18 protein-coding genes and 1 pseudogene are annotated in these 20,126 nt (G+C 51.7%); 15 read left to right on the top strand and 4 right to left on the bottom strand.

The annotated features are described in order from the left end of the window. The 6 genes from AC2FNV_RS19720 (at window position 1) to AC2FNV_RS19695 (ending at window position 5,617) form a co-directional block, all read left to right on the top strand. Window positions 1-1,209 (top strand): NADH:ubiquinone reductase (Na(+)-transporting) subunit B, encoded by a 1,209-nt coding sequence (locus tag AC2FNV_RS19720; RefSeq protein WP_170605667.1) that lies wholly within the window; start codon window positions 1-3, stop codon window positions 1,207-1,209. Next, entirely contained in the window at window positions 1,202-2,017 is an 816-nt protein-coding gene (locus AC2FNV_RS19715) for a Na(+)-translocating NADH-quinone reductase subunit C (protein WP_170605669.1), read from the top strand. Before AC2FNV_RS19720 ends, AC2FNV_RS19715 begins: the two co-directional genes overlap by 8 nt. Then, window positions 2,017-2,670: an NADH:ubiquinone reductase (Na(+)-transporting) subunit D gene (locus AC2FNV_RS19710; RefSeq protein WP_170480067.1), complete on the top strand. Its 654-nt coding sequence runs from the start codon at window positions 2,017-2,019 to the stop codon at window positions 2,668-2,670. Before AC2FNV_RS19715 ends, AC2FNV_RS19710 begins: the two co-directional genes overlap by 1 nt. Further along, window positions 2,670-3,278 carry an NADH:ubiquinone reductase (Na(+)-transporting) subunit E gene (gene nqrE, locus AC2FNV_RS19705; protein WP_170480069.1) on the top strand — a complete coding sequence of 203 codons (609 nt, stop codon included), beginning with the start codon at window positions 2,670-2,672 and terminating at the stop codon, window positions 3,276-3,278. The genes AC2FNV_RS19710 and nqrE overlap by 1 nt, the downstream gene beginning before the upstream one ends. 10 nt (window positions 3,279-3,288) lie before the next feature. Continuing rightward, window positions 3,289-4,509 carry an NADH:ubiquinone reductase (Na(+)-transporting) subunit F gene (nqrF, locus tag AC2FNV_RS19700; protein WP_170605671.1) on the top strand — a complete coding sequence of 407 codons (1,221 nt, stop codon included), beginning with the start codon at window positions 3,289-3,291 and terminating at the stop codon, window positions 4,507-4,509. Window positions 4,510-4,837: 328 nt separating this feature from the next. Then, window positions 4,838-5,617, top strand: a complete 780-nt coding sequence (locus AC2FNV_RS19695; protein ID WP_170605673.1) for a metallophosphoesterase family protein — start codon at window positions 4,838-4,840, stop codon at window positions 5,615-5,617. 24 nt (window positions 5,618-5,641) lie between these two features. Here AC2FNV_RS19695 and AC2FNV_RS19690 read toward each other — a convergent pair whose 3' ends face one another. Then, window positions 5,642-6,166, bottom strand: a complete 525-nt coding sequence (locus AC2FNV_RS19690) for a CBS domain-containing protein (protein ID WP_170605675.1) — start codon at window positions 6,164-6,166, stop codon at window positions 5,642-5,644. 120 nt (window positions 6,167-6,286) lie between these two features. Between AC2FNV_RS19690 and AC2FNV_RS19685 the strand changes: the two genes are divergently transcribed. The 7 genes from AC2FNV_RS19685 to AC2FNV_RS19655 all read left to right on the top strand — a co-directional run bounded on the left by AC2FNV_RS19685 (window position 6,287) and on the right by AC2FNV_RS19655 (window position 13,587). Continuing rightward, window positions 6,287-6,472: a hypothetical protein gene (locus AC2FNV_RS19685; protein ID WP_170605677.1), complete on the top strand. Its 186-nt coding sequence runs from the start codon at window positions 6,287-6,289 to the stop codon at window positions 6,470-6,472. Window positions 6,473-6,538: 66 nt separating this feature from the next. Then, on the top strand, window positions 6,539-7,564 hold the full coding sequence (locus AC2FNV_RS19680; protein WP_170605679.1) for an FAD:protein FMN transferase: 1,026 nt from the start codon (window positions 6,539-6,541) through the stop codon (window positions 7,562-7,564). A gap of 15 nt (window positions 7,565-7,579) precedes the next feature. Continuing rightward, window positions 7,580-7,810 (top strand): (Na+)-NQR maturation NqrM, encoded by a 231-nt coding sequence (gene nqrM, locus AC2FNV_RS19675; RefSeq protein ID WP_170605681.1) that lies wholly within the window; start codon window positions 7,580-7,582, stop codon window positions 7,808-7,810. Between the two features lie 15 nt (window positions 7,811-7,825). Next, a complete protein-coding gene (locus tag AC2FNV_RS19670; protein WP_170605683.1) occupies window positions 7,826-9,502 on the top strand; it encodes a sulfatase-like hydrolase/transferase in 1,677 nt (558 codons plus the stop codon). Window positions 9,503-9,589: 87 nt separating this feature from the next. Continuing rightward, window positions 9,590-11,107: a 2,3-bisphosphoglycerate-independent phosphoglycerate mutase gene (gene gpmI, locus AC2FNV_RS19665; RefSeq protein WP_170605685.1), complete on the top strand. Its 1,518-nt coding sequence runs from the start codon at window positions 9,590-9,592 to the stop codon at window positions 11,105-11,107. Next, window positions 11,104-12,237 (top strand): murein hydrolase activator EnvC family protein, encoded by a 1,134-nt coding sequence (locus AC2FNV_RS19660; protein ID WP_170605687.1) that lies wholly within the window; start codon window positions 11,104-11,106, stop codon window positions 12,235-12,237. The genes gpmI and AC2FNV_RS19660 overlap by 4 nt, the downstream gene beginning before the upstream one ends. A 6-nt stretch (window positions 12,238-12,243) precedes the next feature. Further along, window positions 12,244-13,587: a S41 family peptidase gene (locus AC2FNV_RS19655; RefSeq protein WP_170480090.1), complete on the top strand. Its 1,344-nt coding sequence runs from the start codon at window positions 12,244-12,246 to the stop codon at window positions 13,585-13,587. A gap of 53 nt (window positions 13,588-13,640) precedes the next feature. On the opposite strand, the gene AC2FNV_RS19650 is transcribed toward AC2FNV_RS19655, so the two are convergent. The 3 genes from AC2FNV_RS19650 to AC2FNV_RS19640 form a co-directional block, all read right to left on the bottom strand. After that, a complete protein-coding gene (locus AC2FNV_RS19650; protein WP_170610624.1) occupies window positions 13,641-15,167 on the bottom strand; it encodes an MFS transporter in 1,527 nt (508 codons plus the stop codon). 99 nt (window positions 15,168-15,266) lie between these two features. Then, window positions 15,267-15,626 (bottom strand): hypothetical protein, encoded by a 360-nt coding sequence (locus AC2FNV_RS19645; RefSeq protein ID WP_170605689.1) that lies wholly within the window; start codon window positions 15,624-15,626, stop codon window positions 15,267-15,269. Between the two features lie 10 nt (window positions 15,627-15,636). Next, complete coding sequence (locus tag AC2FNV_RS19640) at window positions 15,637-16,398, bottom strand: DUF6478 family protein (protein ID WP_170605691.1); 762 nt, start codon at window positions 16,396-16,398, stop codon at window positions 15,637-15,639. 242 nt (window positions 16,399-16,640) lie between these two features. Here AC2FNV_RS19640 and AC2FNV_RS19635 point away from each other — a divergent pair, with 242 nt between their 5' ends. Both AC2FNV_RS19635 and AC2FNV_RS19630 read left to right on the top strand, forming a co-directional pair. Then, on the top strand, window positions 16,641-19,736 hold the full coding sequence (locus AC2FNV_RS19635; RefSeq protein ID WP_170605693.1) for an ABC transporter transmembrane domain-containing protein: 3,096 nt from the start codon (window positions 16,641-16,643) through the stop codon (window positions 19,734-19,736). After that, window positions 19,726-20,126: pseudogene (locus tag AC2FNV_RS19630) on the top strand (CPBP family intramembrane glutamic endopeptidase); the annotation flags it as partial. The gene AC2FNV_RS19635 and the pseudogene AC2FNV_RS19630, both read left to right, overlap by 11 nt.

Below are 20,126 nucleotides of genomic sequence, written 5' to 3'. Positions count from 1 at the left end.
ATGGGTTTGCGCAGCTTCTTTGACCGGATTGAGCCGAACTTCACCAAAGGCGGCAAATACGAAAAGTACTTTCCCATCTACGAGATGGTGGAAAGCTTCATCTATACTCCGAAAACAGTAACATCTGTTGCGCCACATGCCCGGTCTTACGTGGATATGAAACGGATCATGACTTACGTCGTGATAGCTACGATCCCTTGTATATTGTGGGGGATGTACAACACCGGGTATCAGGCGAATTCGGCCATTGAAGTGCTTGGTCCAGAATCCGCAACCGGGTGGCGGATCTCCATTCTGCAAGCCATTGGAATTTCTCTGAACCCCGAAAGCGTCTTTGCCAATGTAATGCATGGATTGATGTATTTCCTACCGATATACATCGTCACGCTGGTCGCTGGCGGCATCTTCGAGGTTATCTTCGCTACCGTGCGCGGACACGAAGTGAACGAAGGTTTCCTTGTAACATCAATGCTTTATACGCTAATCATGCCAGCCACCGCCCCCCTTTGGCAGGTGGCTTTAGGCATCATCTTTGGCGTGGTGATCGGCAAAGAAGTTTTTGGCGGAACAGGCAAAAACTTCCTCAACCCTGCGTTGGTTGGTAGGGCATTCCTGTACTTTGCTTACCCGGCAAATATGTCGGGCGACACGGTCTGGACACCGGTCGACGGCTTTTCTGGGGCGACTGCATTGTCGGTTTCAGCTTCTCAGGGCTATCAAGCGCTCGCTGCGGATGGCATAACCTGGTGGAACGCCTTTTTTGGTCAGATCCAAGGAAGCTTTGGCGAGACTTCAACATTGGCTTGTATGATCGGCCTTGCCTTCTTGATAGTGACACGAATAGCAAACTATCGGCTGATCGTTGGATGTTTAGCCGGCACAATTGTCTTTACGATGTTGCTTAACCTGATTGGGTCGGACACCAATCCGATGTTTTCCATGCCGTGGTACTGGCATCTAGTAATCGGGGGCTATGCCTTTGGTTTAGCATTCATGGTCACCGAACCTGTTTCTGCGAGCCATACCAACTTGGGTCGCTACATATACGGTGCACTGATTGGGGTGATGGTCGTAATGATCCGCGTGGTTAATCCGGCATTTCCTGAAGGAATGATGCTTGCCATTTTGTTCGGCAACGTCTTTGCGCCACTGATTGATTACTTTGTCGTTCAAGCCAACATCAAACGGAGGGCGCGTCGCCATGTCTGATACGCAACCCCCTGAGCAAAAAGGTGCAATCGCCAGGTTCCTGGCGGCTTCGCCGGATTCGGTTGGCAAGACCATTTTTGTGGCTGTTGCCGTTTGCCTAGTCGCCTCGATGGTGGTTTCCGCCGCTGCAGTTAGCCTTCGACCAGTTCAGGACGCCAACCGCCTGAAGGACAGGCAGGTTAACGTTTTGCAGGTGGCAGGCGTCTATGAACCCGGCATCGACGTCACCGAGGCCTTTGCCGCGTTCGAGCCGCATGTGCTGGAGCTGGAGACTGGTGAATTCGTCGATGATCAATTCGACCCAACGACGTTCGACGATATCGCTGCCGCCAGTGACCCGGACCTGAGTGTCGCGCTGGATGATGATCCGGCAGGAATTGGCCGCAGATCCAATTACCGCGTTATATTTCTATTGCGCGATCAATCCGGTGAATTGGATAAAGTCGTTCTTCCTCTGCACGGCTACGGTCTCTGGTCGACGCTTTACGGTTTCATCGCGTTGGAAAATAACGGCAACGATATTTTTGGCTTGCAGTTTTATCAGCATGGCGAAACCCCCGGACTGGGCGCCGAGGTCGACAATCCGCGTTGGAAAGCATTGTGGAACGGAAAAAAGTTGCGTGATGATGCAGGCGATCTTCAGATCACGGTGTCAAAGACACAACCTGCCGCCGGACCCGACTTTTATGTTGATGCGTTGGCTGGTGCCACTCTGACATCGGTTGGGGTCGATAACCTTGTGAAATTCTGGATGGGTGACGCGGGTTACGCTCCGTTTCTGGCCAAACTGCAAGCAGGAGAGTTCTGATGTCGCAGACAAGAAAAGAGCTTTTGGTCGACCCGCTTGTCGACAATAACCCGATCACATTACAGGTACTCGGCATCTGTTCGGCCTTGGCGGTGACCTCGTCGCTGCAAGTGTCAATGGTTATGGCGCTGGCCGTTATCTTTGTAACGTCGTTCTCATCCTTTTTCATTTCTTGCCTACGCAATCAGATACCCGGTTCAATCCGGATCATCGTGCAGATGGTGATCATTGCCTCGCTCGTGATTTTGGTGGATCAAATCCTCAAAGCATATGCTTTCGAGATTTCTAAGACCCTGTCGGTTTTCGTTGGCCTTATTATCACCAACTGCATTGTGATGGGCCGTGCCGAAGCTTTTGCAATGAAAAACCCACCTGTCGCGTCTTTCATCGACGGGATGGGAAACGGCATGGGCTATGGCCTGATCCTGTTGCTGGTAGGTTTCATCCGCGAATTGTTTGGGGCGGGGTCGCTATTTGGCATTACAATTTTGCAGACCGTGAATAACGGGGGCTGGTACGTGCCGAACGGCATGTTGCTTTTGCCGCCCTCCGCGTTTTTCATTATCGGGCTGATTATTTGGGCTTTCCGAACCTGGAAACCCAGCCAAGTCGAAGAGCGTGAATACAAAATTCAACAGGTAGAGGCGCACTGATGGAAGGGCTTATCTCATTGGCCGTAAAGGCCATCTTTGTTGAAAACCTTGCGCTCAGCTTCTTTCTGGGTATGTGCACCTTTATCGCCGTTTCGAAGAAGATCTCGACTGCGCTCGGCTTGGGTATATCAGTGATGCTGGTTCAGGCCATTACAGTACCCACAAATAATCTGTTGCTGAATTATCTGCTGAAACCAGGCGCACTGGCATGGGCAGGGTTCCCGGATGTTGACCTAACTTTTCTTGGTTTGATTTCTTATATTGGCGTCATCGCGGCTATGGTGCAGATCCTAGAGATGATCCTCGATAAGTATTTTCCACCTCTGTACAACGCATTGGGTATTTTCCTGCCTTTGATTACCGTAAATTGCGCCATACTGGGCGGGTCTTTGTTCATGGTCGAGAGGGATTACAACTTCGCTGAAGCGGCGACTTACGGTCTCTCCTCGGGCTTTGGATGGGCTTTGGCCATCACGGCAATGGCCGGTGTCAGGGAAAAGCTGAAATATTCCGATATTCCTGACGGATTGCAGGGTCTGGGTATCACCTTTATCACGGCGGGCTTGATGGCGATGGCTTTCATGTCCTTCTCAGGCGTGAAGCTTTAAGGAGGGGCCTATGGAAACGTTCAGCTTAGGCGTCATCCTATTTACCTTGATCGTTCTCGCGCTGGTCTCGGTTATCATGGCCGCCCGGTCGCGGTTGGTTTCGACCGGTAACGTGAATATCACCATCAACGGTGAAAAAACGATTTCGGTCCCTGCTGGTGGCAAGCTTTTGCAAACGCTGGCGGCAGAGAAGCTGTTTGTCCCGTCCGCTTGCGGGGGCGGTGGAACCTGCGCACAGTGCCGCGTGCGCATTCATTCGGGCGGCGGATCAATACTGCCGACTGAAGAGAGCCATATCACTAAGCGAGAGGCATCTTGTGGGGATCGGCTTTCCTGTCAGGTGGCAGTCAAGCAGGACATGGATATCGAAGTTCCGGAGGAGGTCTTTGGTGTCAAGAAGTGGGAATGTACCGTTCGTTCGAACGAAAACGTTGCGACCTTTATCAAGGCCCTGACGCTGGACTTACCTGAAGGCGAGGATGTGAATTTCCGTGCTGGAGGCTACATTCAGATCGAGGCGCCAGCGCACCAGCTGGCGTATACCGATTTCGACGTTGATGAGGAGTATCGCGAAGACTGGGACAAATTCAATTTGTGGCAATACAAGTCAGTGGTTGCCGAGCCGATTGAACGTGCTTACTCCATGGCCAACTATCCAGAAGAGAAGGGTATGATCATGCTCAACGTTCGGGTGGCTTCGCCGCCGCCGGGATCAGAGGGCATACCTGCGGGTCAGATGTCGTCCTACATTTTCAACTTGAAACCAGGTGACAAAGTTACGATCTCCGGCCCTTTTGGTGAATTCTTCGCGCGCGACACAGAAAAGGAGATGGTCTTCATAGGCGGAGGTGCGGGTATGGCACCGATGCGCAGCCACATCTTTGATCAGCTCAAAAGATTGAAAACGAAACGAAAAATTAGTTTTTGGTATGGGGCTAGGTCCAAGCGAGAGATGTTCTTTGTCGAGGATTTCGACTCACTCGCGGTAGAAAACGAAAACTTTGAATGGCATGTTGCCTTGTCTGATCCTCAGCCTGGAGATGATTGGGACGGCTACACAGGTTTTATCCATAACGTGTTGTTCGAAGAATACCTCAAGAACCATCCGGCGCCGGAAGATTGCGAATTCTACATGTGCGGACCACCGATCATGAACCAGTCTGTTATAAACATGCTGCTGGATCTTGGCGTGGACCGTGAAGACATCATGCTTGATGATTTTGGTGGCTGATATGTCAAAAAACCGAAGTTTAATGCGTCGGTTTGTTTTGGTGTGGCCAAGAAACTCAAATCGGCGAACTGTGAAAGCCTAAGCGTTGGGCGTCGCAATTCTACAATCACGTTCCGAGTTTGAATCCTGCTTATTTGTATAGAATTCGTCGGCAGCTCAGATTTTCTTCGGGCACATTAGACAGGGAAGAAACGGAATTCAGCTTTCCGTCATCTGCGACTTGTGACCCCGCAGAGAGCTGACAGCAATTACTTGGAGCATGTTGCAACAAGTTCTGCTGGATTTCCGGATTGCTGCTCTTGGTCCAGCAGGGTAGGGAACAGAGCAGATGCTGAATGGTTGGATAAAAAATCTGTTCTCTGCGTCGCGCTCAGGAAAATCGGGCTCGGCGTTGTCAACGCTCGCCCCTGCAGAACGATTTTATGCGGTGGGGGATATCCATGGTCGTCTGGACTTGTTGCAACGGCTAATCGCTTCGCTCGATGCAGATTGCCCGCTCGTATTTGTCGGGGACTATATCGATAGAGGTGAGTGTAGCGCACAGGTATTACGCCACCTTTACCATCTATCCGGAGTCAAGGACCGCGAAGTGATTTGTCTTTTAGGAAATCATGAAGACATGTTGCTTCAATTTCTAAAAAACCCAGAGGCAATGGCGCGAATGTGGTGGCACAATGGTGGCAGACAGACGCTAGCTTCCTTTGGCGTTGCCGATGGAACCGAGACCACGGACAGGTTGAATGAGATTGGCGAAGCGTTGCGGCGCGAGATGGGCCAACCGCTTTTGGAATGGATTCAGGACAGACCGCTTACCTGGACCAGTGGAAACGTGACCGTTGTGCATGCCGCACTTGATCCACATCGATCCGTTGATAAGCAATCAAGAAAGGTTTGCCTGTGGGGGCACCCGCAATTCCCTGGCCCGCGCCGCAAAGACGGACAGTGGATTGTGCACGGCCATACAATCGTGACTGATCCAACGGTCGAAAACCAAGTGATTTCAATTGACACCGGAGCCTTTGCGACCAACCACCTTACAGCGGCTGAAATATCCAGTGGACAGGTCCGTTTTTTGTCCACTGACAGAAATGGGGTTACTCAGTTGTGAGAGCTTAATAATCCAAATACGGGTTTAACCTACGATCATTTGTTTCATTCTAAGGGCCTCGTATTCCAGTTCTTTCAAACGGAAATGCACTACGTCGCCAATAGTGATAACCCCGCGCAAGATGCCGTCGCTCAGCACCGGCATGTGGCGAAAGCGCCCTTCAGTCATGGTTTTGAGTACGTCGTTCAGCGGGTCGTCAGGTTTGCACGTCTGCACGTCTCGGGTCATTAGATCGCTGACCGATTGCGGCAGAGTCTGTCCCGGTGTTTCAGCCATGCGACGAACGATATCGCGTTCAGAAAGAATTCCTTGCAGCGTTCCGTTCTGATCTGTCACTACAACGGCGCCAATTCGTTTTTCCCGCAAAATTTCGACAACCGAATGGATCGTGTCAGTCGGTCTAACAGCGAATACGGCGTCTCCTTTACCTTCCAGCAGCTTGGCCACTGTCGTGTTGGTTTGCGAAAGGTTCGATTCGACCGATTGGCTGCGTGTGGCCGTAGTGGCCTTGTCGCCGCGGGTCGGGGGCTGGTAAGAGCTTGGGGCCATGGGCTGTCTCCTCCTGCATGTGTGTGGACTGTCTTATCTACCTTATCGCAGGCATAAGCCCTGTATAGGGTGCAATTTCGAAATCTGGTTAAACTCTGCCTTACAGGAAGCTCCTGCCGCATGAGCCAACTTTACTTAACACCGCCTGTAGCCGCATTGATCTTTCTGGGCGTAGTCATTTGCGGGCACAACTTTAGACGGATTTGGAAGCAACAGGCACCCGGATGGCGGAAAAGAGCCTGGATTTTCGGGGTTCCCGCCGCGATTGGTCTGATCGTTCTTGGGTTTTTACCGATGAAACTTTAGGTCAGATTTGACTCTGTTAGGGGTCGCTGGCATACGCCGAGCACGGTTATCCCATGAGGTCATACGATGCGCAGCCTGATTGCACTGGCTTTCACGTTTCTTGTAGCGGGATGTTGGTTCGACACTGAACCAGATGTGGTTCGACTGTCTGGTGAGACGATGGGGACCACCTTTGACATCACGGCGATCGGTGATGAACTGAATGAAACTACTTTGGCAGCGGCCGTGCAGGATACTTTGGCAGAGGTCAACGCCAAGATGTCCAATTGGGATCCAAACTCCGAGGTGTCTGTTTTCTCGGCTTCATCCAATACGGAACCCGTTGCTATCTCTGAAGAATTTGCACTTGTAATTGAAGCGGCAAACGAAGTTCACGAAAAGTCGGGCGGGATGTTTGACGTGACACTGGGTCCGTTGATCGAGCTTTGGGGTTTCGGGCCGCGCAAACCAGAAGACCCTGTTCCATCAGATTCTGATATTCAAAAGGCTCTGGCGGCTGTCGGGCAAGATCGTCTGCTGATTTTGGACCGAAACGCAGGCACGTTGGCAAAGGCCGATGCCAATGTTGGGATAAATTTGTCCGCAATAGCCAAAGGCTACGGCATTGATGCTATTGCAGGTGCTCTCGCAGAGGCAGGAGTCGAAAACTATTTGGTTGAAATCGGCGGAGATTTGGTCGCTAAAGGCGAAAACGAAAGCGGCGAACGCTGGCGGATAGGTATAGAAAAACCTGAAACCGGCTCGCAGACCATCCAGCTAGTGGTGCCTGTAGCAGACTTGGGGTTGGCCACATCAGGTGACTATAAGAACTTCTTCGAGCAGGATGGTATTCGGTATTCACATATCATAAACCCAGTGACTGGACGTCCGATCACGCATCGAACTACTTCGGTCACTGTTCTGGCTGAAAATGCGATGATGGCGGACGCCTGGGCTACGGCGATGCTGGCGTTAGGTCAGGAAAAGGGGTTGAAGCTGGCGGAAGAGCAAGATCTTGCTGTGTTTTTCATCTCAAGGGATGTGACAGGTGACGAGGAAACCTATATCACAGTAACCAGCAGCGCGTTCACGAATGTGCTCGACTCCGACTGACAGTTAGGAACAGCGATGACCACTTTTCTTCTGGCTTTTGTACTTTTGCTCATTGTCATGGTCGGTATGTCGTTGGGTGTAATGCTGATCGGCAAAACAATTAAAGGAAGCTGCGGCGGCCTGAATGCAATTTCTGGCGCAGATAAATGTCTTGTCTGCCACAAAGATATCGATCCAGACAGCCCACTGCGGGATCAATTGCAGTGTAAGCGTGCGAAAAAGATGCTGCAGCGGATGGAAGGCTAGGATACCACTCTTGGCATGAACAAAGCCAAGAATATCCTTTTCATCATGTTCGATCAGCTGCGTTGGGATTACCTTAGCTGCTATGGACATCCGCATTTGCATACCCCGAACATTGATCGTCTTGCTTCGAAAGGTGTTCGATTCACGCGTGCGTATATTCAATCGCCGATTTGCGGTAGCTCGCGTATGTCCACCTATACGGGGCGCTATGTGCATTCACACGGCGCGTCTTGGAATAACATTCCACTGAAAGTAGGCGAGATCACGATGGGCGACCATCTTCGGAAAGCAGGCATGGATTGTTGGCTGGTCGGCAAGACACATATGGCCGCGGACGCTGAAGGCATGGCACGGTTAGGGTTGGAACCTGACAGCGTTATCGGTGCTCGGGTGGCGGAATGTGGGTTTGACGTTTTCGAGCGAGATGATGGTTTGCGAGCAGAAGGGCCCGATGGGTTTTACGATCCGAACGGCGCAAAGAAATACAATCAGTATCTTTCAAATAAAGGGTACGAGGGCGATAATCCCTGGCACGACTTCGCCAATTCCGGGTTGGATGCCGAGGGTAACGTTCTTTCTGGTTGGTTCTTAAAATATTCCTCCGAACCAGCGAACATAGCAGAAGAAGACAGTGAAACCCCGTACCTGACCACGCGGGGAATAGAGTTTATGCAAAGCCACGACGGGCCTTGGTGTTGCCACCTTAGCTATATCAAACCTCATTGGCCTTACATCGTGCCTGAACCGTATGCGTCGATGTATGGTCCGGAACATGTTGTTCCACCGGTCCGATCAGAGGCTGAGCGGGAAGACGCACATCCTGTACTTAGGGCGTTTATGGAGACCAAGGTCGGTCAGGCCTTTTCAAGGCAGGATGTTCGAGACGCTGTGATTCCGGCCTACATGGGCCTGATAAAACAAGCAGATGACCAGATGGGTCGCTTGTTTGAATGGATGGAACGGACGGGGCGAATGCAGGACACAATGATTGTTCTGACCTCGGACCACGGTGATTTTCTTGGTGATCACTGGATGGGGGAAAAGACTTTCTTTCACGATGCCTCTACGAAGATGCCCCTGATAATTTATGATCCTTCGTCCGAGGCGGATGCCACTCGTGGTACAACCTGCGATGCGCTGGTCGAGTCGATTGACCTGGCCCCGACTTTTGTTGAAGTGGCAGGCGGAGAAATGGCGGGCCATATACTTGAAGGGCATTCCCTGTTGCCGATACTTCATGGCGATGCGACTGAAACACCCCGCGAGTTCGCGATTTGCGAGTACGATTATTCCGCTTCGTCTATAGTTGAGAAACTTAATACTTCGGTCCGCGACGCGGTTATGTTCATGGTTGTGACCCCAAAGTGGAAGTTGATCCACTGCGAAGGCGGTCACCGTCCTATCCTTTTCGATTTGGACGCCGATCCAGAAGAGTTGATCGATCTCGGCAACAGCACGGAACACGAGGACATCATTGCAAAGCTTTACGATAATCTCTTCGCGTGGGCGCGTCGACCATCGCAGCGCACAACGCGCTCAGAACAACAGCTGAATGATATGCGGACAAAAAGCGGTGGTACCGGAGTTATGATTGGAATTTACGACGAAAATGATGCACCGCTGAAACTGACCGTAAAGTACCGGGGCAGAAAGGCCAGACCGTTTGCGGAGTACATGCCCAAAGAAGATTAAAACTTCTGAACCTTGCCCAAAATGCGGTTCACCCCCGGGCAGGCTGAGGTTAGAAGAAGGGCCAAGTTCAGCTATCGGAGAGCTCAAATGACTGTCCCTAAACCCGTAGTATTGTGCATTCTCGACGGCTGGGGAGTATCAGACAGCACTGAAGCCAATGCGCCGTTAATGGCGAACACGCCGACATTTGACTCAATTATGTCCAAAGGACCGCACGCCAAGCTGATAACCCATGGTCCTGATGTAGGACTGCCCAGCGGGCAGATGGGAAATTCAGAAGTTGGACACACAAATATCGGCGCAGGCCGCGTGGTTGCAATGGATTTGGGGCAGATCGATTTAGCTATCGAGGACGGTTCTTTTTTTGAAAACGCCGCTTTGCAGACTTTCATCGCAAATGTGAAGGCTGTCGGTGGAACCGCTCACCTTATGGGTCTTGTTTCAGACGGCGGGGTGCATGGGCATTTGAATCATATCATTGCAGCAGCCAAAGCGATCACAGATTCGGGGGTTCCGGTTGCGCTGCACGCAATTACGGATGGAAGAGATGTTCCACCAAAATCGGCGTTGACATTTGTTGCCGAGCTTGAGCGGCATTTGCCCGAAGGCGCGCGCATTGCGACGCTTTGTGGGCGTTACTATGCGATGGACCGTGACAACCGTTGGGAACGTGTTTCCCAAGCATATGAAGCAATGATCAAGGGGCAAGGCAGAACGGCCCAAACGGCCACAGAGGCTGTTGAGCAGGCCTATGATCTGTCTGAAACGGACGAATTCATTATCCCTACTGTTTTGGGTTCATTCAGCGGTGCTATGAATGGTGATGGGTTCTTTTGCCTGAATTTTCGTGCTGATCGCGCCCGTGAAATCCTGCGCGCAATTGCCGAGCCGAAGTTTTCCGATTTTGATACCGGTTTGCGCCCGTCTTTTTCGGCAATTTTGGGAATGGTTGAATACTCAGATGGGCATAACGCTTATATGACGACGGTGTTCCCAAAGCGTGACATCGTAAATACGTTGGGCGAATGGGTGGCAAAACATGGTTTGCGTCAGTTCCGCTTGGCTGAGACTGAAAAGTACCCGCATGTAACTTTCTTCCTCAACGGCGGCAAAGAACAAGCTGAGTTGGGAGAAGACCGCTATATGCCGAAATCCCCCAAAGTCGCAACTTATGATCTACAACCTGAAATGTCGTCGGTCGAAGTCACTGATAAATTCGTAGAAGCTATCGACGCAGGCTATGATCTGATCGTAACAAACTATGCAAACCCTGACATGGTAGGTCACACCGGTGATCTTGAGGCTGCGATCAAAGCCTGTGAGGCAGTGGATCGGGGTTTGGCAAAGGTGATTGAGGCACTTGAGAAAGCAGGGGGCGCCATGATCGTTACTGCCGATCACGGAAACTGTGAGGTTATGGTGGATCCGGAAACAGGTGGTCCCCATACAGCTCACACCCTGAACCCGGTTCCTGTCGCATTGGTTGGTGGTCCTTTGGGCGTATCATTGCGAGAAGGGCGCCTTTCGGATTTAGCCCCGACTATTCTTGACCTAATGGGTCTGCCCAAACCGCCAGAAATGACAGGAGAAAGTCTGATATCATGAAGCTGTGCACGCTTTTGCTTGCTGTGGTGTGTTATCCATTTTGGGCATTTGCGCAAAGTGATCCTTCGCATGCGGCGTTAGAGGCGGCGGAAATGCTGGAACAGGCTTCGGTTAAGTTGAATGAGGCTGAAGACACGCGTGACAGGGTAAAGGCATTGACCGAAACTATTCAGGCATTTGAGGCTGGGTTATCGGCCATGCGTGAAGGGTTGCGCAGGGCATCGCTGCGCGAAGCACAGCTGACTGCTGAATTGAATGCTCGGGAAGATGAAATCGCCCAGTTTCTAGGTGTCTTGCAGACAATAGAGACCACGGCGCCGCCACTTTTGATGCTGCATCCTTCGGGCCCGTTAGGTACCGCACGTGCAGGCATGATGTTGTCTGAAGTAACTCCGGGACTGCATGCTCGCGCTCAGTCGCTGGCGAAAGACTTGAATGAGGTCCGGATTTTGCGTGATCTGCAGCAAAACGCTGCAGAGACTCTGACCAAAGGCCTTACTGGTGCTCAGGACGCGCGCACACGGTTGAGCGAAGCCATCGCTGATCGAACGGATCTGCCCCGCCGGTTTGTCGAAGATCCTGTGCGAACCGCGATCCTTATCGCATCAACTGAGACACTGGATGGGTTCGCCAGCGGGCTGTCGCAGATATCAGATAGCGGAATTATCGAATCAAACGCGAATATCAAAGACAGAAAAGGTCAGATCGAACTGCCGACCCAAGGTGTGATGCTGCACAGGGCAGGAGAAACGGACGCGGCAGGTGTGTCGCGACCTGGAATTGTTTTGGGAACAAGACCTCGCGCACTTGTTGTATCTCCGACTGCAGCCACGATCCGTTACCGCGGACCGCTTTTGGACCTTGGGAACCTGATTATTCTAGAGCCGCAACCCGGTTTGTTATTCGTCTTTTCAGGCCTGCAGGACGTGTTTGGTCAAACCGGTCAGGTTATTCCAGAGGGTACTCCGGTTGGCCTAATGCCCGGAGAAATGCCCGGAATCGGCGCTATTATGTCAACAAGCGGTGATGGCACTGGAACTGACTGGTCAGAAACGCTCTATATAGAGGTAAGACAAGACAACAACTCCGTGGATCCGGAATCATGGTTTCGGACGGATAAGGATGGATAAACGAATATGAAAAAATTCTTGATTGCTGGCTTGGCCGGTACTGTGGCAGGGATTGTTGCAACCACTCAGATCGCAGGCCCGTTACTGGCGCAAGAGGCGGAAAGTAAGGCCGACGTATATCAACAGCTTGATCTTTTCGGAGATATCTTTGAACGCATTCGTGCGCAGTATGTCGAAGAGGTTGAAACCGACGAGTTGATCGAAGCTGCGATCGACGGCATGTTGACTTCTTTGGACCCGCATTCCAGTTACCTTTCGCCTGACGATGCCGAGCAGATGCGCGTTCAGACACGCGGCGAATTCGGTGGGTTAGGCATCGAGGTCACGCAAGAAGAAGGCTTTGTCAAAGTCGTATCGCCTATTGATGATACTCCTGCAGATGAGGCAGGGATCGAGGCGGGTGATTTCATAACTCACGTAGACGGCGAAAGCATCCTAGGCCTTACCCTGGATTCCGCCGTTGATTTGATGCGCGGTCCTGTCGGCTCCGAGATTGTTATTACTGTGGTCCGAGAGGGTGAGCCGGAACCATTTGACGTTACAATTATTCGCGACACCATCAAGTTGACCGCCGTTCGCGCGCGGACTGAAGGAACAAGTGTTGTACTCCGTGTTACAACATTCAACGATCAGACCTATCCGAACCTGAAGGAGGGTCTGGAAGAACAGATCGAAGAAGTTGGTGGCATTGAAAATGTCAACGGCATCGTGCTTGACCTGCGCAATAATCCCGGTGGCTTGCTGACCCAGGCCATAAAGGTTTCAGACGCTTTTCTGGAAGAAGGAGAAATCGTGTCGACCCGCGGTCGCGATCCTGCGGACGGTGAGCGGTTTAATGCGACGCCAGGTGATTTATCAGCAGGCAAGCCCATTGTTGTTCTGATTAATGGTGGCTCGGCCTCGGCTTCGGAAATCGTGGCGGGCGCGCTGCAGGATCATAACCGCGCTATCGTTGTTGGAACAAAAAGTTTCGGAAAAGGTTCTGTTCAAACGGTGATGCCTCTGCGGGGCGACGGGGCGATGCGCTTGACAACCTCTCGTTATTACACGCCATCGGGTCGTTCGATCCAAGCGCTTGGAGTCAGCCCGGACATCATCGTTGAACAGCCGCGCCCTGCACCCGAAACTGAAGAAGAGGAAGAAAGCGACGCACGCACCCGGTCTGAAGCCGATCTGCGGGGCAGCTTGAATAATGACAGTTTAAGCGAGGACGAAATCCGCCAAATCGAGGAAGATCGAGCCAAAGCAGAAGCAACCGCTGAACTTCGCGAGCAGGACTACCAGCTAGCCTATGCCATCGACATTCTCAAAGGTTTGTCAGCCTTTCGGCCCAGTGGCCCGTCCCAGTGACGGGTAGATGAAAAGAAGTAGGGCCGCGTTTCTCGCGGCCTTCTTTTTCTGGATCAACCTTCGACTTTGTGGAGCTTTTTCTCGTCTAGTAACCGCGCAAGCACTATACCTGCCGAAACGGAAATAGTGGCGAAGACAAAGGCCATGTTCATACCAGCGTCAAACGCCGTTGCGATGGCCGTATTGACCTTCTCGGCTTCGCCCGGATCGAGTTTTTGCATTACCGCCTGAGCGGATTTAGTGGTCAGTGTCCCACCATTGATTATCTTTTGGTCCGCGTCGGACATGTTTACACCAGCGTCTGAAAGGCTTGTACGAAGGCTGGCGAGGCTGGTGGCATACATTATTGCGGTGGCGCAGGCGACAGCGATGGCGCCATAGACCAGATGAGTCATGAAACTCAACCCGCCAACCAGACCGGCACGTTCAGGCTTGACCGCACAAACCGCTGCGGTTCCGGATGTACCAACTGTCAGTGTAGCACCCAAGCCGATCATCGCCATACCCGGTAGGATTTGGAAATACCCGAATGCGACTGGCAGGACCACGATGCTGGCAGCGCCAATTGTGGCGCAAACGTATCCCCAAGTCAGCAAACGTTTTGGACCAAAGTCGTTGTACAAAGTGCCCGAGACGATCGACCCAACGGCCAGTAACACAGTCAGTGGCGCCAAACCCAGCGCTGATTGAAATGTTGACCAGCCAAGGACCTTTTGCATGTATTGCGGAAAATACAACAGCCCAACAAATACCGCCGCTACATTGAACATATTCAAGCCCAATGTGTACAAAAACTGCCGATTTTGAACGAGTTGCGGCAACAGAAGCGGCTCCTCCACCCGTTTTTCGACTTTTGGGAACAATACAAATAACGTCGCGCTGACAAGGAACAAAAGCATCACAGGAACGGAAGTCCATCCCCAGTCTGCCCCTACATCAAGCGCGTATAGCAGCAAGAGAACAGCAAATGACAAAATCCCCATTCCAGCAAAATCAATGTGTTCACCTTGCTTGTGCTTGGTCTCACGTTCCATAAGCAGAACAGCTGTAAGCATGGATATGCAGGAAAAGATAACGTTGGCCAGAAAGAATAGCCGCCAGTCACCAAAGTTGACGACCGCCCCGCTGATCATTGGACCAAAAACATTGCCGGTTGTAACACCGGCCAGAATGAGGCCCATAACCAGCGCACGATGTTCTTCGCGGGAAACCTTGGTGGCGCCGTAGGCCAAAGTGCATGGCCACACGCAACCCGCTCCAATTCCCTGCAAGGCCCTAGCACCGATCAGATAGTCCAGCCCGGGTGAAACATAGCAAAGTATTGAGGCGAAGAGGAAGATCGAGAGGCCGACAATCATCATCCTGCGATGGCCGAACATATCACCCATGCGCCCGCCAGCTACCATCGTCATTGCAAAGAACAGGGCATAGATGTTTAGCACCCATTGTGTACTGGTAATGTCGGCATCAAAGCTGTTTTCGATCGCGGGCACGAGCATCAGGGCCCCGGTGAAATCGATCCCGATACCAAAGGCCGTCACCATTAGTGCGATGATTTTTATGATGCTCTTGCGGTCCAAAGGGTCATCCGTGCCGTGTCTTTCGGTCCAATGATGCACGGCAACGGCGGAAAAGAAACAAAATTTAGTTTATTGGGAACACGTCCAAACCGTCTAAGATTATGGTTTTGGGGCCATAGATCGGCGAAATGCCCGTTTAAGCATGTCCAATTCAGAGCGCAGCAGAGCAACCTCGGCTCGTAAATCATCGGCGGCGGGTGTGCCCGCTATGATGGTGAAATCGCTCAGTTTCCGATCTGAGTCGGCGTCATAAATGGCTATGCAGTGTACTCCGTCTGACAGTGCCGCGATGGGCACCGGAATTCGTAGATTCCAGCCACCGTTGGCAGGTATCAGTTCGATGCCCTCAAGCAGCTCATCCAGATAAATAGCTTCAATACTGGGTTCGGCATCAGATAATATGTGGCCCTCCCAAATTGCGTTTTCGAAGTTGGTTGGTGTGAGAGTGATCTCTTTCATATAGGTTCCTTTACAGATCGGCGCGGTGATGGCGGCAGAGTGTCAAATCTCGCAACACGATCCGATTCATCGGCGGTCTTTCCATGATCAGATCCAGCCAAAGTTTTTCAATTCGCCGTTCATTTATCTCTAAATGCGCCAGATCGAAATCGATAGAAGATGCTGCGTCGATTGTATCAAGTTCCCTTAGAACGTGTTCTGTGTTCGGGCCGTGTTGAATGTTCAGTCGTGCCACCAATTGCACAGGTCGCTCCTGCTCTACGAGTGTGTCCAACCGGATCAAATGCTGTTTGGTAAGGTCAGCCGCGGCTTCCGAGGGTATTTCCACCGAAACGGAAAAGAAAGATCCGGCGAAATCGAACGTTTCGAGTACAAGACTGAATGGCGCCAGATCTTTGTCGCGTCGATTTCTCACTTGCCGAAATGCGATTTCGGCCAAAGGGCAATCATGAAACAGCGTGACATGCCCATCTACACGCGCTTTGCGCGGAATTGAGGCAAGCCCGTGGCGATCAAGGGGTTCGCGCCAGAGGTCGGGTCTCCAAGACCAATCAGTGCCAATAGGTGTTGAAAAGCGAGAAGAGCCAACAAGTGGGCGTACAAGCCGCCCATCCGCCTGTTGGATCAACTGATCCAAACGAGCCCGGAGTTGCCGAGCTTGGTCACGTTGATGCCTTAAGATCGGCAGGGGTGTACGGTCAGCTTGCTGACCTGCTCGTGTCCAACGCGCCAGATATCTGCGATACAAGTAAAGATCCAGAATTCTGTTCATGTCCTCATTTTCCGAAACTGAACCATCATTAGTCAAAGAAAGCCGGGGATTTAAAGCCATCTTTGCAAATCTGAGGTCCAATCTTTCCAAAATGTGAACCGCCTCAACTGCATTGAGTTAGAATGCGCGCCTTGTAATTGACCATTCTTGCATTAGGTCAGGCTGCCGCGTACCTTCAGCGCCTGCAGGCAGCGTGCTGTTGGGAAACAATGCAATACACCCAAAGTAAAGAAGGCAGGGGCATGGAACCCACCCTATTTTCATTCATCTGGAAATACTCAAAAAAGCAGCAGCTTGTTTTGCTTGCACTAACAGTTTTATCTTTTCCATTCCTTTACGCTTCGCTTGAGCTTCCAAAGCAAATAATCAACGATGCAATTGGCGCGCCCGCAAAAACAGTTGAAGCACTAGGGTTCACGGTAACGCAGGTGCAGTACCTGATGATCCTGTGCTTTGCTTTTTTAGCTACAGTTATCGCCAGCGGGTTGATGAAGATGCGCATCAACACGATGAAAGGTGTTTTGGCTGAACGCATGCTTCGTCGCCTGCGGTATACGTTGATCAGTCGGTCAATGCGGTTTCCCAAGTCCTATTTTGCCGCCACAAGCCAGGGTGAATTGGTTTCTATGATCACGTCCGAAGCTGAACCAATGGGCGGTTTGATGGGCGACGCCATTGCGCAGCCCGTTTTCCAGTTTGGTCAGATGATGACGATCGTGACGTTCTTGTTCATGCAAAGCGTCTGGTTTGGGCTTGCCAGTATCGCGCTAATCCCACTGCAGGCTTGGTTGATTCCAAAATTACAGCGCCAAATCAACTTGTTGAACAAGGATAGAATCCAAGAGGTCCGTCATCTTAGTTCGGAAATAGGCGAGAGCGCCGCTGGCATTAGCGATCTTCGCACCAATGGCGGCTGGCGCTACAGGCTGGCGCAATTCAGCCATCGATTGGGGACCTTGTTCGAGATCCGTTTCAAGATTTATAACAAAAAGTTCTTTATGAAATTTCTGAACAATCTGATCACACAGATGACGCCATTCCTTTTTTATTCGGTTGGTGGCTACCTTGCGATCACAGGAGAGGTCACTGTTGGCGCCTTGGTCGCGGCATTGGGTGCGTATAAGGACCTAAGCGGCCCATGGAAGGACTTGCTGACTTATTACAATCAAGTTCAGGACATGTCGTTGCGGTGGGAAATCGTTACCGAACGTTTTGCTCCGTCAAACATGATCCCCGAAGAACTGTTTGAAGGCGAACCAGAGACAATTCCCCGCCTGACCGGAGATATTGAACTGCGCAATGTAACGGTGCGCGACGATGACGGCAAAACCATCTTGGAGGATATTGATCTTACAATCCCTCAGGGTGCACGTGTGGCTATTCAGTCTGTCCATTCGGCCGAGCGCAGCGCGTTAGCGCAACTGCTGACACGTGAGGTACTCCCAGTTCAGGGAGAAGTGATCATAGCCGGACACAATCTGAATGAATTGCATCAAAAAGTTATCGCTGCACGGATCGGTTACGCCTATTCACGGCCCTATCTCTTTGACGGAACGCTGGGAGATAACTTGTTGATGCCTTTGCGGACTCATCCGCAGCACGAGAGCGAGGCCATAAAAGTGCCAACTCGTCGGCAAATCGAGGCTGTGCGCGCGGGCAACCCGCCGGATTCTCTGAGCGATGAATGGATCGACCCCGGTCTGGCAGGATTGGACGACATCGAAGAGATTCGCGACTGGTGGTTCAAGCTCGTTGAGGCAATGGGAATAGACGAGTTTATGTTCCGCCGCACACTCCGCTCCCAGTTCGATCCAAACGCGCACCCAGTGCTTGCTGAGGCGATCGTAAAGCTGCGTGACAAAGTTGCGGCACGCCTAAAAGAAGAAGGTTTGGATGAATACGTTTATCGCTTTGACCCCAACCAGTTTAATCCAGCGGTTCCGTTAGGTGGTAACCTGCTGTTTTCTGCGCCAAGCCGGGATATCTCGCCTGACATACTTGCTGGTGACGACCGTTTTCTGTCGATGCTGGCGGCGCACGGTTTAGACGACGATGCACTGGCCATAGCCGAAGCCGTGTTGGAAACGCTGAACCAAACCTTTGGACGGGATGGGGCAGATCACCCACTGTTTTTGCGTCTGGGTTTGTCCAAGGATATGTATCATCGACTGTTGGACATAGAAGAACGGCGGCAAACCAAGGGTGATGCAGAAATCAGCGATACTGAACGTGCGCTTTTGTTGACAGTACCCTTTATGCTGACGGCCGAGCAGATAGGACCGAGTTTTCCCGAAGAATACAAGGAGAAGATACTTTCCATCCGTCGCAATCAGGCCGAGCGTTTGCGCGACGCGATGGATGGGATGTTTGTTCCGGTCATGCCAGATGTGTACCTGCCGAGATTGACCGCAATGGAAAACGCAATTTATGGGCGCGTATCATTAATGGCCGGAGCAAAAGCCGAAGAGATCGAAAATGTAGTGGCTGAAGTCCTGAACGAGGCAGGTTTGCGCCGCCGCGCTGCTGCCATAATTTATGACTTACCCGCGGGTTTGGGTGGGAACAACTTGCCGACAGTCTTTCAGGAACGTGTTGCGTTTTCCCGTGCAGGGATCAAACGCCCTGATGTATTGATCCTCGACAAGGCATTAGCGAGCCATGATACAGAGAGCCGGCTGCGAACGCGGTTGAAATTGCGCGAGTTGCTGCCCGACTCCGTAATGTTGTTCATGGAGGATCACTTTGCCCACCCCGAAGCTTATGACCTATTTGTCGAAATCAAAGACGGGCGCATTGACGGAGTTTCACGCACGTCGTTCGAATCCGAGGACAGTGCCTCGGACGATTTAAGCCGAAAGCTCAAAATCATATCTACTACAGAGTTATTTTCCCGACTGGACGGACGTAACCAGCGGCTCCTGGCTTTTTCCGCCCAATGGTATGAGGTGGCCGAGGGACAAACGATATTTGCGCGCGGTCAGGCACCAGATGCAGCGTATCTATGCATTTCCGGAGAGGCAAACCTTTACCGGCAAGGTGAGAATGGTGAGACGAGGTTGATTTCGACGATTGTTCCAGGACGTTTGATCGGTGATCTGGCAATCATCACTGGTGAGGCCCGGCAGTTGGATCTGATCGCGAATACAGATTGCACCTTTCTTCGTATTGGTGCTGAAGAGTTGCGCGCAGTCGTGGAAAGCGACGCAACCGTTGCGATGAAGTTGTTGGAAACCGTTGCCGGTTATCTAAGTTCAATCACCGCCAGAATACGTGTGACCGATCTTGAGAGCGAGCTAGAGGTCGAACCAGACGGGGTTGAGACGGGTCATGCCGGGTAGAAGTTTATATTCGGCATACTCCAGCCATGAACAGCTGGTCAAAGCCGTGCGGAGTTACCCTGAACTTTGGCGCCTGCTGGTCGGACTTTTGATCATAGTCATTGTGGTCACGCTTCTGAACGCAGTTTTGTTCTCGACTATCGCCAGTATTGCACCACTAGGTTGGGGCGACGCTCTTCAGCACGGGTCAACGCCGCTTGCAGTGCTTATTGTACTGACGAGTTTCATTTTCACGATTTTCAGCGTTGCGTTGGTTGCGCGTCGTCTTCAACATCGTCCACCAATGACAGTCGTTGGGCAGCCGTCGTTGGCGTTCAGGCAGTTTTGGCGCGTGTTAATAGCTTTGATTGCTTTAAGTCTCGCGCTGTTTGTGCTGCCGCCCTACGATAT

The organism is Ruegeria sp. BHSA163 (assembly GCF_059613365.1).
The sequence above is the reverse complement of the archived record's forward strand: the minus strand, read 5'-3'. Positions and strand labels throughout refer to the sequence as shown.